Below are 13,232 nucleotides of genomic sequence, written 5' to 3'. Positions count from 1 at the left end.
TGAACCCCGGTTTCTATGTCGCGCGGGTGAGTCGGTAATCGGAGAGCCGGACCTTGCGGACCTGGCGTCGATAGGACCGGGTGGTGCCGGGCCAGTTATTGGTGATCCGGCCCGAGGCCGTGCGATACCAGCTGGTGCAGAAGTTCCACGGCGTCCGGCGCAGCCGCTCCTGGAGCCGGTCGTTGAATTCCCGCTCCACCTCCGGCCGCACCTGGAGATACTGCCCCGGCCGCTCCGCCAGCAGTTGCACCGCGTGCCGGATGTACCGGGCCTGCGATTCGATCATGTAGATGATCGACCCCACCCCGAGATTGGTATTGGGCCCGTACACCAGGAACAGATTCGGGAACTCGGGCACGGTGATGCCCAGGTACGCGTGCGCCCCGCCGTCCCACGCATCGTCCAGCCGCACCCCGCCGCGCCCGCGAATCTTCATGGGCCACAGGAACTCCGTCCCCTTGAACCCGGTCCCGTAGACGATCACGTCGGCCGCGTGCACCACCCCGTCCGAGGTCTTGACCCCCTCCGGCACGATCTCGCTGATCGGCGTGGTCTCCACCGTCACATTCGGTTCGGCCAGCGCCGGATAGTAGTCATTGGAGAACAACCCCCGTTTACACCCGATCGGATAGTCCGGCGTCAGCTTGGCCCGCAGCTCCGGATCCGGCACCTGCTCCTCTAGATGCCGCTCCGCGATCCCGGCCACCATCCGCACGATCCCCGGGAACTCCACCAGCCCCAGCGCCACGAACTCCCCGATCATCCACCACGAGAAGCGTTCCGCCACCGGCATTCCCGGCACTCGAACGAGCACCCGCTGATGCACCGGCTGGTAATCGGTGTCGAACTTCGGCAGCACCCACGCCGCCGTCCGCTGGAACAGCGTCAACCGTTCGACCTCGGGCTGAATCGCCGGAACGTATTGAATGGCACTGGCTCCGGTCCCGATGCAGGCCACCCGTTTCCCCGCCAGCTTCACCTCGTGATCCCACAGCGCCGAGTGGAACGACTGCCCCGCAAACCTTTCCACCCCCGGTATCGCCGGCATGGCGGGGCGCGACAGCTGCCCGACCGCCGAGATCAGCACATCGGCGGTGCGCGCCACCCCGTCCGCGGTCCGCACCGTCCACCGCCCGGTGCGCTCGTCGAATTCGGCCTCGGTCACCTCGGCCCCGAACACGATGCGGTCCCGCAGCCCGTGCCGCTCGGCCACCCCGCGCATATACGCGTGAATGTCCTGCTGCTCCGAATACCGTTGCCGCCATTTGGGTTTCGGTTCCTTGGCGAAGGAGTACAGCGGCGACGGCACATCGCACGCCGCTCCCGGATAGGTGTTCTCCCGCCACACCCCGCCCAGGTCGGCGGCGCGTTCCAGGATCGTGAAGTCGCCGAAACCGTTGCGCCGCAGTTCGATAGCCATCCCGATTCCACCGAATCCCGCACCGATGATGATGATCGACGGCATGTGGCGCTCCTCACAGCGAAGTCCTCTCCACTGTAGGAGCGCCGCCCGGATTTCGTGGGAGACCTGATTGAGAAATTCGGCCATAATCTGGGTATGAGCACCGTGCAGGAGGCCGGAATCCGGGATTGGGACTTCCCGCGTGGCGTGGCGAGCGTCGCGCTGATGGCCGGGTACGCCCGCGAGCACGGGGTGCCGGTGAGCACGCTGTTGAAGGGCAGCGGGCTCGGTGAGCAGGCGCTGTCGGATCCGGACGCGCAGATCGATGCCCGGACCGAGCTCGCGGTGATCCGGAACCTGGTGCGGGAGCTGGGCGATCGGCCGAACCTCGGGCTGGAGGTCGGGGAGCGCTATCGCATCACCACCTTCGGGATCTTCGGGTTCGCCTGCGTCAGCAGCCCCACGCTCGGTGAGGCCATCGCCTTCGCACTGCGGTACCTGGAGTTGAGCTTCACCTTCTGTATCCCGGTGACGCGGTGGCAGCCGGGGGAGTTCGTGGCCCGGATTCACGACGAGCGGATTCCGGCGGATGTGCGGCGCTTCCTGGTGGAGCGGGATGTGACGGCGATGCACCGGGTGCTGTCGGATCTGCTCGGGCATCGGGTCGAGCCGTTGCGCGCCGAATTCGACTTCCCCGCCCCCGCCGACCTGCGTCCCTACCTCGAGATCTACGGTCTGACACCGCTTTTCGAGCAGCCGCAGAATCTGTTCACCTTCGATCCGGCCGTGCTGGAGAGCCCGCTGCCGCAGGCCAACGAGCACACCTGGGCCATGTGCCTGACGCAATGCCGCGAGCTGGTGTCGCGGCGGCGAGCGCGCACCGGCATCGCGGCCGAGGTACGCGAGCGCCTGGTGCCCCGCGGCGGAGCGGACGGTTTCGCGACCCCGGCCGGAATCGATGCCGTGGCACGGGATCTCGCCATGAGCACCCGCACGCTGCGCCGCCACCTGGATGCCGCGGGCACCAGCTACCGGGCCCTGCTGGACGAGGTGCGTCGCGCACTCGCGGAGGAAATGCTCACGGCCACACCGCTGTCGGTCAGTGATGTGGCGATCCGGCTGGGTTACGCCGAGGCGTCCACCTTCATCCACGCCTTCAAACGCTGGACCGGCACCACCCCGTCGGCGTTCCGGCGCGAGGCGGTCACTCCATCGGTTCGCTGAGCCAGCCGCCCATGGCGATGGGCCGGAACATCGACAGCAGCCGGCCGTCCTGGATCGAATGGAAGATCAGCGACGGGTCGGGGGCGAAGTCGATGGGGACGTGTCCCGGTGCGGCGGTTTCCCATTCGCAGCCGATGGTGGAGGAGACGCTCGGCGCGACGATGAGCGGTTTGCCCGCGAAGGAGGTCATCAGGCCCGCGTGCACATGCCCGGTGAGGACGGCCAGGATGCGGTCGTCGCCGGCCACGATCTCGGCGAGGCGCTCGGGATTGGTGAGCCGGATGGGGTCGACCACGGTGGAGCGCACCGATACCGGCGGATGGTGCATGGCGATCAGCACCACGTCGTCGGCGGGGGTGGCGGCCAGCAGGTCGGTGAGGAAGGCGTAGGTCTCGTCGTCGAGGAGGCCCTCGGGCTTGCCGGGGATGCTGGAGTCGAGCAGGGCCAGGGTGACGCCGTTGGTGCGATGCACCTGGTTGATCGGGGCGTAGGTGGCCTCCTCGCGGAAGAGCACGCTGCGCATATTGCCGCGATCATCGTGATTGCCGGGCAGGATCACCACCGGGATGTCGGCGGCCAGGGCGGCGCGCGCCTGCTGGTACTCCTCCACATCGCCTTCGTCGGCGATATCGCCGGTGACGATGATGACGTCGGGTCGGTTGGGCAGCTCGGCCAGGAAGGCCATGACTCGTTCGGCGCGTTCGTTGTTGCGAGCGCTCATGTTGAAGTGGGTGTCACTCAGCTGTGCCAGCAGAACCATCGACGTTCGCTTTCTGTCAAGGGCCGCACCATTGCGCCCGAACGTGACCCGCCACCAACGGCCACAGCTTCTGAGGCTAGATGACCAGGCGCGATGCGGTCTTGGTGAGACTCGCCACCGAATATAGCGGTTTCACATCAGTTCCCGCCGGGCGTGAGCTGAGTCATCAGCTCGGCGGCCTTGCTCAACAGTTGCTCCGGGGCGGCGGTGATCTCGAATTCGCCGAGCCGCCAGAAGTCCGGGCCGGGTTCGGCTTCGAGTTCGAGCCGGGCGCCGGGACGCCAGGACGCGTCCAATCCCAGCCGCCAGGAATGCAAATGGGTGCGCGGGAAAGTGCCGGTGCGGTCGAAGAGCGGATCGCCGACGATGGCATGCCCGATCCAGGCCAGGTGCACGCGGATCTGATGCCGTCGCCCGGTGACCGGCCGCAGCGCCAGCACCGAGTGCGTGCCGGTGCGGGCCACGGTCGCGAATTCGGTGATCGAGGGATAGTTCTTGCCCGCCAGCACATCCTGGGCAGCCACCCGCCAGGCGTCGCCGTCACGGTGGATGCTCTCGCGCGGCGCGGCGATCCGTACCCGGTTCTTGCGCCCCACGCTCAACGGCAGCTCGATGACGCCGCGGTCCGGCAGCTCGCCATCCACGACCGCCAGGTATGCCTTGTCCGCGGTGCGCTTGTTGAACTGCCGGGTCAGCTCACCGTGCGGCGGCAACTCCTTGGCCAGCAGCACCAGCCCCGAGGTCACCTTGTCGATGCGGTGCACGGGGTACAGCGTCTCGCCTTGCGCGGCGGCCATTTCCACCATGTCGGTGTCGTGGCGCTCGCCGGTGACCGAGATCCCGGCGGGCTTGTTCAATGCCAATACCGCGTCGTCCTCCAGGACGAGACACTGTTTCCGCAGTTCGGGCCAGGAAATATGCACCCGGCCAGGTTAGTGGGCGACCGCTCGCTCCAGTTCGGCCAACCCGTTCTCCAGATGATCCGGGAAGCGATCCAGGTCCGGCACGGTGCGGCGGCAGCCGACGATGCCGAAGTCCAGGTTCTCGCCATTGGTGGTGAGGGTGATGTTCATGGCCTGCGATTCGTACGGAATCGACAGCGGATAGTTGGCGTCCAGCCGCGCGCCCTGCATGTACACCGGCTTGCGCGGGCCCGGCACATTCGAGATGACCAGGTTGAACGGCATCCGCGGCAGCGCTTCGAAGCCGGGCACCAGCGCTACCCCGAGCGGCGACATGAGCAGTGCCGACAGCAGCATGGCCTCGGTCTTGGGCAACTGGGTGAAGACCGATTTGGCTTCGCGCATCGAGGTGCTGATGGCCGCCAGCCGCGCCGCCGGATCATCCAGGTGCGTGGCCAGGTTCGCCAGGCAGGCCGCCACCATATTGCCTTCGGAGACATCGGATTCCGCGGCGCTGCGAATGTTCACCGGCACCATGGCGATCAGCGGCTCGTCCGGTAGCGCGTCGTGCTCCACCAGGTAGGAGCGCAGCGCCGCCGAACTCATGGCGAGCACGATGTCGTTGATGGTGGCCCCGGTGGCCTGCCGGACCGCGTTGACCCGCTCCAGCGGCCAGGACCGCACCGCGATCCGGCGCGCCCCGCCGATGGAGACGTTGAACATGGTGCGCGGCGCGGTCATCGGCATGGTGAGCCGCCCGTCCAGCGCGCCCCGCAACGGCGCGGCGACCGATCCGATGCTGCGCACCATGCGCGGCAGGGACTTTCGCAACAGCTGGAGCTGGCTCGGCGGCGTCACGCTGTCGTCGCGCTCCACCACCGGCGCGCCCCACGGCACCCGCACCCGGGTGTCGAGCGGGTCGTCGGTCATGGTGCGCTGCAACAGCCGCATGGCCGAGACGCCGTCGATGAGCGCGTGATGCATCTTGATGTAGACCGCGAACCGCCCGTCGTCCAGCCCCTCGATGAGCCGCGCCTCCCACAGCGGCCGATGCCGGTCCAGCAGGATCCCGTGCAGCCGTTCGGTCAGATCCAGCAGATCCGGCAGCCCGCCCGGCGACGGCAGCGCACTGCGGCGCAGGTGATAGTGCAGGTCGACATGCTCGGCGTGATCCCAGCTGAGCGTCGAGAAACCACCGAACCGCCGGCTCGGTCGTCGCCGGAACCGGGTGCGAACGTCCGTGGCCCCCGCCATGGTGCGGTAGAGGTCGTGGGTGAACTCCGGCCCGGCATCGGCGGGCGGCTCGAACAGCTGTAGCCCACCCACGTGCATGGGGTGTTCACGGGATTCGATCGCGAGGAAGATCGCGTCGAGCGGATTGAGAAGGTCCATCGGTTCGCCTAACCGGTGGGGCAGAACTGCCCGGGCGAGGTAACGGTGCGGCGACGCTGCCCCCCGCTGCGTTAACGGTGAATCACATTATCAGTATGCGTGATTCGTCATAACCCGACGCGCGTTCGATAAACCTGAGGAAAGTGTGCTCGATGCTTGCTCGCGCTCCAGGTCGGCGGTGGAGGCGAAGGTCATGTGGATGGTGGTGCGGCGGCCGTGGTCGAAGGGGTGCACGCGGTGCAGGGTGGTGTCGGCGCGCAGCAGGTAGAGATCGCCGGGGTTGAGTTCCCAGGAGTGGATGGCATTGCGGGTGAGGGTGCGGTTGATCTCGGTGTGCCGGCGGTCCGGGCGGGTGTGGGGGACGGTCTGGACGAAGCCGCCCTCTTCCAGGGGTGGGCATTCCACCACCAGGACCAGGGTGAAAGCGTAGTCGTCCCAATGCCATCGGGTGGGGGAGTCGTCGTGGTGGCGGCGGGTGACGGCGAAGCGGCGCGGGGCGGGGCAGGGTAGTACCGGTTCGGTCGCGATGACGGTGAGCTTGTGCCGCAAGGGTTCACAGTCGTAGAGGGCGGGGATGCAGTGGCCGCGCGCGGTGACCTCGTTGTGCTCCACCGCGATTGCGCGCCGCCGGGCCGGTTCGGTCTCGGGCGCGGGGGACTCCCAGTTCCGGTGATGCTCGACCAGGGTGAGCGCCTCGGCGGCCAGGCTGCGTTTCACCCGGTAGGGGAGCAGGAAGCCCAGGCGCGCGATTCCGGTCTCGGCCAGACGATCTCGCGCATGGGTGAGGGCGGCGGGATCGACGCCGTCGAGGTGCTTGCGGGCGGTGTCCAATGTGCTCGATAGCTGCACGAGATCGATTGTAATTCGTTGCCCGCCAACGACAATGGAATCGAATTCCCGATTGATCACGATCGGGCGGCGGTCCGTGATCTTGTAGCCCCCACTCCCGGAATGACGAGGTGTATACCCCTGATGACTCGCCGCCCCGACAGGGGTCTTGGCGGGAAGGCCAGGTCAGCAGGCGTAACTTGAAGTTTGCTATGGGTGATTACGGACATGAACTGAAGTTCGGGATCTTCGTTCCGCCCGAGGCGGCGCGCCACCATGCGCTGCTGCGCCTGGTGCAGCGGGCCGACCGATCCGGCCTCGATCTGCTGGCCGTCCAGGATCACCCCTATCAGCCCGCCTTCTTCGACACCTGGACGCTGCTGTCCTATCTGGCCGCCACCACCCGCAATCTGACGCTGCTGCCCGCGGTGGCGAATCTGCCGCTGCGCCCGCCCGCGGTGCTCGCGCGCGGGGCCGCCACCCTGGCCGTGCTCAGCGGCGGCCGATTCGAACTCGGTTTGGGCGCGGGCGCTTTCTGGGATGCCATCGAGGCCATGGGCGGCCCGTATCGCAAACCCGGCCAGGCCCTCACCGGCCTGCGCGAGGCGGTGGCCATCCTGCGCGGCCTGTGGGGCGAGTCCGACCGCACCGTCATCGAGGGCGAGATCTACCAGCTCGACGGCGCGAAACCCGGTCCGCTGCCGCCGCAGCACATTCCCATCTGGTTCGGCGTCTACGGTCCGCGCGCGCTGCGGCTGGCCGGCGAATTGGCCGACGGCTGGCTCGGCGGCGTCAGCTACGCCCCGCCCGGAAAACTCCCGCACCTGATGGCCGCCATCGACACGGGCGCACGCGACGCGGGCCGCGTTCCCGCCCTGATCCGCCGCGCCTACGTCATCGACCCGGTCATGCCCCCGCCGCAGCTCACCGAGCTCGCGCTCACCACGGGCGTCAGCGAATTCCTGCTCCCCCTGGCTCCCGACGACGAATGGGCGGCAACCCGTTTCGCCAACGAGACCGCCCCCGCCGTCCGGGCCGCCGTGGCCGCCGCCCGCGCCGGTTAGGCGGCCCGGCCCAGTTCGGCAACGAGGGTGTGGGGGAGGGGCCCCGCGACCGGCCTGCTACCCGCCGAACAGCTTGCTGTTGATGATCTTCCGAATGGGGGAGAGCGCCCCGTCGTAGGTCACCCGATCCGCGCGCACGGTGTGCAGGCTGGCGTCCCCGCGCTTGGGGTCCTCGCAGATGACCCGCAGATGTTTGCCCTTGGGCCGGCTGCCGCCGAGGGTGAGCGAGACCGAACCGTCGGAGCCGACGGTGTCCCACGGCCCGGCGACATCCTTGCCCGCGAGCTGGCAGCGATATCCGGGTTTCTCACCGGTGACGTGCGCGGTGACGGAGGTGCGGCCCTGAATGACCGCCTTGGGTTCCCCGTTGGCCGTGGCCGCACCGGCGGCGAGCAGGGTGCCGAGGGTGCCGACCACTAGCGCGGTGGTGATTCGGGTGCGTAGTGAACGACTCATGGTGCTGATAATGAAGCGGGTCCTATGAGGATTCGATGATGTCGGGGGATGAATCGGGGGTGAACAACGCGCCAAAACTGTTTCCACCCGGTCGGTTTGATAGCTTCTGTACATTACGGTCGACGTCCGGGTCCTGCCGGGCCGGCCGCCGGGTCTCACCATAACCGTCTGTGACAGCTCGGCCAATGGTTCCGCTCCGGACGAGCGGATGACCTGACAACTTTCATTTCGGCCGCAATCCCTCCGGCCCGGAGTGTTTTCGGCGAAGATCTATTTGCTGTGTGTACGCTGTGCGCCGTTCTATGGCCCCATTTATCGGACAGCTGGACCGGAAACCTCCCAAGGAGGATTGGTGACTGCCGTAGCTCCAAAGCCCCAACAGAACCTCGAGGCCGTCCGGCCCTATCCGCCTCGAACGGGGCCCAAGGGGTCATTTCTCTACAAGGCGATCACGACGACCGACCCGAAGATGCTCGGCATCATGTACCTGACCACCGCCATCACCTTCTTCATGATCGGCGGCATCATGGCGTTGCTGATGCGTGCCGAGCTGGCCCGGCCGGGTATGCAGTTCCTCTCCCCGGAGCAGTTCAATCGGCTGTTCACCATGCACGGCACCATCATGCTGCTGTTCTACGCGACCGCCATCGTCTTCGGATTCGCGAATTACATTCTGCCGCTCCAGATCGGCGCACCGGATGTGGCGTTCCCGCGCTTGAACTCCTTCAGCTACTGGCTGTACCTGTTCGGCGGGACCATGGCCACGGCCGGGTTCCTCACCCCGGGCGGTGCGGCCGACTTCGGCTGGACGGCCTACACCCCGCTCTCGGACATCGTGCACGCGCCGGGCGTCGGCGCCGATCTCTGGATCCTGGGCCTGGCGGTCTCGGGTCTGGGCACCATCCTGGGCGCGGTCAATATGACCACCACCGTGGTCTGCCTGCGCTGCCCGGGCATGACGCTGTTCCGCATGCCGGTGTTCACCTGGACGATTCTGGTGACCAGCTTCCTGATCCTGGTGGCCTTCCCGATCCTGACCGCCGCGCTCTTCGGCCTGGCCTACGACCGGCATCTGGGCGGGCACATCTACGACCCGGCCAATGGCGGCGCGATCCTCTACCAGCACCTGTTCTGGTTCTTCGGTCACCCCGAGGTGTACATCATCGCGCTGCCGTTCTTCGGCATCGTGTCGGAGATCTTCCCGGTCTTCTCGCGTAAGCCGATCTTCGGTTACACCACGCTGGTCTACGCGACGCTGGGTATCGCCGCGCTGTCCATCGCGGTGTGGGCGCATCACATGTACGCCACCGGTGCGGTGCTGCTGCCGTACTTCTCGTTCATGACCTTCCTGATCGCGGTGCCGACGGGAGTGAAGTTCTTCAACTGGATCGGCACCATGTGGCGCGGTCAGCTGACCTTCGAGACGCCGATGCTGTGGGCCTGTGGCTTCATCGTCACCTTCCTCTTCGGCGGTCTGACGGGCGTGCTGCTGGCCAGCCCGCCGCTGGACTTCCAGGTCTCCGACTCGTATTTCGTGGTCGCGCACTTCCACTACGTGCTCTTCGGGACCATCGCCTTCGCCACCTACGCGGGCATCTACTTCTGGTTCCCGAAGATCACCGGCCGGATGCTGGACGAGCGTCTGGGCAAGTGGCACTTCTGGACCACCTTCGTCGGCTTCCACACCACCTTCCTGGTGCAGCACTGGCTGGGTGCGGAGGGTATGCCGCGCCGCTACGCCGACTACCTGCCCGGTGACGGATTCACCACGCTCAACACCATTTCCACCATCGGCTCGTTCATCCTGGGCGCGTCGGTGCTGCCGTTCGTGTGGAACGTCTTCAAGTCCTACCGCTACGGCGAAGTGGTGACCGTGGACGATCCGTGGGGCTACGGCAACTCGCTGGAGTGGGCGACCACCTGCCCGCCGCCGCGGCACAACTTCTACGAGCTGCCGCAGATCCGTTCGGAGCGTCCGGCTTTCGAGCTGCACTACCCACACATGGTCGATCGGATGCGGGCGGAGGCGCACGTGGGCTGGGGTTCGGGAAGCCATCACTCGGTGGTGGAGTACGACAAGGCGTCCAGCTAGCGCCTCGCGGATCAGTCGGCGGCACCCGTCTTCGGACGGGTGCCGCTTTTTTGTGCTTGACGCACATAATTGCCCAGCCCTAACTTTAGGTCAATCATAAATTAGTTCGGGAAAGGCCGCTCATGCGCAAGATTCGATTCACCGGTAGCGCCGCGGCCGTCACCACCGATGCCGACCGGCCCGCGCCGGCGTCCGGGCAACTGCTGGTCCGTACCGAATTGGCCGGCATCGGATTGGGCCTGGTGCGCATGCTGAACGCCGGCGATGTCCCGGCGCCGGGCGGCGAGCTGGTCGGCACGGTGGTGAGCGTCGGCCCGGACGTCTCGCCCGACTGGATCGGAAAGCGCGTGGGCGGCGTGGTCTTCGAGGCCGTATTCGACGAGTACGTCCTGGCCGCACCGCAATTGCTCACCGAGATCCCGGACGGCGTCGACGGCGCGGATGCGCTCACCGTGGTCCGCGGCGGCTTGGTCGCCCTGGGGGTGGTCGAGGCGGCCCGGCTCCAGCCCGGTGAATCGGTGCTGATCACCGGCGCGGCCTCCGGGGTGGGGCATCTCGCGGTGCAGCTGGCCCGCGCGCTCGGCGCCTCCCGGATCGTCGCCGCCGCAAGCACTTCCGGTAAGGCCGGATTCCTGCGCGAATGCGGAGCCGATGCCGTGGTGACCTATGCCGAGCCCTGGGGCGAGCCGGTCGATGCCGTGCTCGACGGCATCGGCGGCGATATCCTCCAGGCCGGCGTGAATGCCCTTGCGCCGCAAGGCCGTCTGGTGGCCTTCAGCGCCGGTGGCGGCACGCTCGACGCCGGAACCTTGCTCGCGGACCTGAAGACCGTCACCGGATTCTCGATCGGCCGGTTCGGCCGCACCCGCCCCGACCAGCTCGATGCCTGGCGGGCCGAACTCTGGGAGCTGCTGGCGGCCGGTCGCCTGCGCCCGCGCCACACCGTGCTGCCGCTCGAAAACCTCGATGCGGCTGTGGAACTCGTCCGCTCGCGGCGCAATCAGGGCCGGGTGATGGTGAATACGGCCGCGGTGCTCGCGCGGTGACGGCTCAGCGTCGCGGCCAGGGCCGCCCGTCGAGGCGTTCGATATCGGTGTTGAACCGTTCGAGATATCCGGCGAAGGCGGCGATATCCTCGTCCGACCAGGCCGTCATGACCCGTTCCAGCCCTTCGGTATTGGCGGTCCGCTGGTCCTCCAGGCTGCGTTCCCCGGCGGCGGTGATCCGGAATTTGCGGGCGATGCCGCCGTCGGGATCGGGTATCCGCTCGACCAATTCGGCGCGCAGCAGGGCGGCGGTCTGCCGATTGAGGGTGGAGGCGTCGAGCCCGAACGCCTCGGTGAGCTGCCCGATGGACATGGGCCCTTCGGTGCTCAACCGGCTCAGTAGTACATAGGCGCTGCGATCCAGCCGGGTCCCGTCCCGGGTGTAGCGCGCGCTGATGGTGTACCGGCCCAGCAGCATGGTTTCGAATTCGACCCGGGCCGTTGGCTTTTCGGCCGATCCCTCGGGCTTGTCCATGCCGTCCTTCCGTCGCGACCTGCGGGAATCTGTCTACCACAGGTGACCCGGGTCACACCTTCTATGTGCATGATGCACATCATATGTATCGTACACATGCGTTGATCTCGAACGTGAGGAGAAGCGCGTGGCCGCGTCCACATCCACCGCCCGGCCCGGCGGCATCGTCGGCGTGCTGGCCCTGGCCGGCATCATCGCCGCCGTCATGCAGACCCTGGTGGTGCCGCTGCTCGGCGAACTGCCGCAGCTGCTGCACACCTCCGGCTCCAATGCCTCGTGGGTGGTGACCGCGACGCTGCTGGCCTCGGCGGTGACCACGCCGGTGGCGGGGCGGCTCGGCGACCTCTACGGCAAACGCCTCATGCTGCTGGTCTCCACGGTTCCGCTGATCGCGGGCTCGGTGGTGTGCGCGCTGGCCGACTCGGTAGCGCCGATGATCATCGGCCGCGGGCTGCAAGGCATGGGCATGGGCATTCTCCCGCTGGGCATTTCGGCCCTGCGCGATCTGCTGCCCGCCGAACGCGTCGGCCCGTCCATCGCCATGGTCAGCGCCTCGATGGGCATCGGCGGCGCGCTGGGCCTGCCCATCGCGGCGGCCGTCGCCCAGCATGCCGACTGGCGCGTGCTGTTCTGGGGTGCGGCGGGCCTGAGCCTGCTCATCGCCGTCCTCATCTACGCGGTGGTGCCGGATGTCCCGGTAATCGCCAAGGGCCGCTTCGACATAGTCGGCGCGGTCGGGCTCGGGGTCGGTCTGATCTGCCTGCTGCTGGGCGTCTCCAAGGGCGCGACCTGGGGCTGGGGCAGCGGCACCATTCTCGGCCTCTTCGCCGCCGCGATCGCGGTCCTCACACTGTGGGGGTGGTGGGAACTGCGCGTCACCGACCCCATGGTCGATCTGCGCGTCACCGCCCGCCCCCGGGTGCTGCTGACCAACGCCTCCTCGATGGTGCTCGGCTTCGGCATGTACTCCGCGTCGCTGCTCATCCCGCAGCTGCTGCAACTGCCGAAGGCCACCGGCTACGGGCTGGGGCAGTCCATGCTCGCCATGGGTCTGTGGATGGCGCCCGGCGGCATCGTCATGATGCTCGTATCCCCTTTGGGTGCAAAACTTTCCGCGCTCCGCGGCCCCAAGGTGACGCTGGTGGCGGGCGCGGTGATCCTGTCGGCCGGGTACGGCGTCTCCACCCTGCTGATGGGCTCCACCTGGGGCCTGCTGATCTCGGTCTGCGTCTGCAATATCGGCGTGGCGCTCGCGTACGGAGCCATGCCCGCATTGATCATGAGCGCCGTCCCGCTTTCTGAAACGGCGGCAGCCAACAGTTTCAACACCCTCATGCGAGCCATCGGCACCTCCTTCTCCGCCGCGGTGATCGGCGCCGTGCTCGCGCAGCTGAGCACCACCCTCGGCGGTCACCCGATTCCCACCGAATCCGGTTTCCGCACCGGCCTTCTCATCGGCTGCGGCGTCGCCCTGGCCGCCGCCGCCATTGCCGCGCTCATTCCCTATCGGAAGGAGAATCCCGCCGTATCCGGAGAACCGGAACCCACGGCTGCGGCGCGCGTGAAATAGCGGCAAATTTCGGGCAAAGGT

Annotated in this window: 12 protein-coding genes; 5 read left to right on the top strand and 7 right to left on the bottom strand. The window is 67.4% G+C overall.

Going from position 1 to position 13,232, the window contains the following annotated elements; all coding sequences use genetic code 11:
- Window positions 1-13: 13 nt before the first annotated feature.
- On the bottom strand, window positions 14-1,465 hold the full coding sequence (locus tag NI1_RS13915; RefSeq protein ID WP_067819648.1) for a flavin-containing monooxygenase: 1,452 nt from the start codon (window positions 1,463-1,465) through the stop codon (window positions 14-16).
- Window positions 1,466-1,558: 93 nt separating this feature from the next.
- Between NI1_RS13915 and NI1_RS13910 the strand changes: the two genes are divergently transcribed.
- A complete protein-coding gene (locus tag NI1_RS13910) occupies window positions 1,559-2,626 on the top strand; it encodes an AraC family transcriptional regulator (protein ID WP_067819642.1) in 1,068 nt (355 codons plus the stop codon).
- Here NI1_RS13910 and NI1_RS13905 read toward each other — a convergent pair.
- The 4 genes from NI1_RS13905 to NI1_RS13890 form a co-directional block, all read right to left on the bottom strand.
- Window positions 2,607-3,386 (bottom strand): metallophosphoesterase, encoded by a 780-nt coding sequence (locus NI1_RS13905; RefSeq protein WP_067819640.1) that lies wholly within the window; start codon window positions 3,384-3,386, stop codon window positions 2,607-2,609. The two genes, NI1_RS13910 and NI1_RS13905, sit on opposite strands and share 20 nt — an antisense overlap.
- 137 nt (window positions 3,387-3,523) lie before the next feature.
- Complete coding sequence (locus NI1_RS13900; protein WP_067819637.1) at window positions 3,524-4,309, bottom strand: RluA family pseudouridine synthase; 786 nt, start codon at window positions 4,307-4,309, stop codon at window positions 3,524-3,526.
- 9 nt (window positions 4,310-4,318) lie between these two features.
- Window positions 4,319-5,680, bottom strand: a complete 1,362-nt coding sequence (locus NI1_RS13895) for a WS/DGAT/MGAT family O-acyltransferase (protein ID WP_067819634.1) — start codon at window positions 5,678-5,680, stop codon at window positions 4,319-4,321.
- Window positions 5,681-5,770: 90 nt separating this feature from the next.
- Window positions 5,771-6,529, bottom strand: coding sequence for a HalD/BesD family halogenase (locus NI1_RS13890; protein ID WP_157535120.1), 759 nt, complete (start codon window positions 6,527-6,529; stop codon window positions 5,771-5,773).
- Between the two features lie 191 nt (window positions 6,530-6,720).
- Here NI1_RS13890 and NI1_RS13885 point away from each other — a divergent pair, with 191 nt between their 5' ends.
- Window positions 6,721-7,572, top strand: coding sequence for an LLM class flavin-dependent oxidoreductase (locus NI1_RS13885; RefSeq protein ID WP_067819628.1), 852 nt, complete (start codon window positions 6,721-6,723; stop codon window positions 7,570-7,572).
- 57 nt (window positions 7,573-7,629) lie between these two features.
- Here the strand turns inward: NI1_RS13885 and NI1_RS13880 are convergent, their stop codons facing one another.
- Entirely contained in the window at window positions 7,630-8,028 is a 399-nt protein-coding gene (locus NI1_RS13880) for a hypothetical protein (RefSeq protein ID WP_157535119.1), read from the bottom strand.
- Window positions 8,029-8,380: 352 nt separating this feature from the next.
- Here NI1_RS13880 and ctaD point away from each other — a divergent pair, with 352 nt between their 5' ends.
- Window positions 8,381-10,120 carry an aa3-type cytochrome oxidase subunit I gene (ctaD, locus tag NI1_RS13875; protein WP_084523159.1) on the top strand — a complete coding sequence of 580 codons (1,740 nt, stop codon included), beginning with the start codon at window positions 8,381-8,383 and terminating at the stop codon, window positions 10,118-10,120.
- Window positions 10,121-10,242: 122 nt separating this feature from the next.
- Window positions 10,243-11,166 (top strand): quinone oxidoreductase family protein, encoded by a 924-nt coding sequence (locus NI1_RS13870; RefSeq protein ID WP_067819615.1) that lies wholly within the window; start codon window positions 10,243-10,245, stop codon window positions 11,164-11,166.
- 4 nt (window positions 11,167-11,170) lie between these two features.
- On the opposite strand, the gene NI1_RS13865 is transcribed toward NI1_RS13870, so the two are convergent.
- The gene (locus NI1_RS13865; RefSeq protein ID WP_067819612.1) at window positions 11,171-11,641 is read right to left on the bottom strand and encodes a MarR family winged helix-turn-helix transcriptional regulator; all 471 of its coding nucleotides are present in this window, start codon (window positions 11,639-11,641) and stop codon (window positions 11,171-11,173) included.
- Window positions 11,642-11,768: 127 nt separating this feature from the next.
- Between NI1_RS13865 and NI1_RS13860 the strand changes: the two genes are divergently transcribed.
- Complete coding sequence (locus NI1_RS13860; protein WP_067819609.1) at window positions 11,769-13,211, top strand: MFS transporter; 1,443 nt, start codon at window positions 11,769-11,771, stop codon at window positions 13,209-13,211.
- Window positions 13,212-13,232: the final 21 nt, after the last annotated feature.

It is taken from the genome of Nocardia inohanensis NBRC 100128 (assembly GCF_001612945.1).
GTDB classification, from domain to species: Bacteria; Actinomycetota; Actinomycetes; order Mycobacteriales; family Mycobacteriaceae; genus Nocardia; species Nocardia inohanensis.
Note: the sequence above shows the minus strand (reverse complement) of the source record. Positions and strands in the feature narration are given on the sequence as shown.

Bases quoted from the DNA above. Each gene is read 5' to 3' on its own strand.
- NI1_RS13915 (WP_067819648.1), bottom strand. From the start codon at position 1,465: ATGCCGTCGATCATCATCATCGGTGCGGGATTCGGTGGAATCGGGATG.
- NI1_RS13910 (WP_067819642.1), top strand. From the start codon at position 1,559: ATGAGCACCGTGCAGGAGGCCGGAATCCGGGATTGGGACTTCCCGCGT.
- NI1_RS13905 (WP_067819640.1), bottom strand. From the start codon at position 3,386: ATGGTTCTGCTGGCACAGCTGAGTGACACCCACTTCAACATGAGCGCT.
- NI1_RS13895 (WP_067819634.1), bottom strand. From the start codon at position 5,680: ATGGACCTTCTCAATCCGCTCGACGCGATCTTCCTCGCGATCGAATCC.
- NI1_RS13885 (WP_067819628.1), top strand. From the start codon at position 6,721: ATGGGTGATTACGGACATGAACTGAAGTTCGGGATCTTCGTTCCGCCC.
- NI1_RS13880 (WP_157535119.1), bottom strand. From the start codon at position 8,028: ATGAGTCGTTCACTACGCACCCGAATCACCACCGCGCTAGTGGTCGGC.
- NI1_RS13870 (WP_067819615.1), top strand. From the start codon at position 10,243: ATGCGCAAGATTCGATTCACCGGTAGCGCCGCGGCCGTCACCACCGAT.
- NI1_RS13865 (WP_067819612.1), bottom strand. From the start codon at position 11,641: ATGGACAAGCCCGAGGGATCGGCCGAAAAGCCAACGGCCCGGGTCGAA.